Raw genomic sequence first — 336 nt, 5'->3', positions numbered from 1 at the left:
GTAGTAAGTTTAAAGCTAGCAACAACAAAGGCAATAATTTTACGCCAAGCAAAGTTAAATTTCACATCGACCGAGTCGAAAAGAACATTGAACGTTATCTTGAATTACTTGATGAAGCCGATAAAGAGCAAGCTAACGTCACAAAAATTAAAGCCACAAAAGAGAGACTAGCTGACTTTCGCAGCCAGTTAAAAAAACTATACGAGATTAAAGAACAAGTTGAAGCTCATCCTGACAAGCAAATATCCACTACTGATCCTGATTCACGTTTAATGAAAACTCAAGGTTTTACAAGAGTTGTGAGTTATAACGTGCAAAGTGCGGTTGATACCAAGC

1 pseudogene is annotated in these 336 nt (G+C 36.9%); it reads left to right on the top strand.

Features of this window, described 5'->3' with window-relative positions:
• Window positions 1-336 (top strand): annotated as a pseudogene (locus AAEY62_RS21150) (IS5/IS1182 family transposase); the annotation flags it as partial.

It is taken from the genome of Pseudoalteromonas sp. GW168-MNA-CIBAN-0100 (assembly GCF_040309225.1).
GTDB classification, from domain to species: domain Bacteria; phylum Pseudomonadota; class Gammaproteobacteria; order Enterobacterales; family Alteromonadaceae; genus Pseudoalteromonas; species Pseudoalteromonas arctica.
This window is presented reverse-complemented; position numbering and strand designations above follow the sequence as displayed.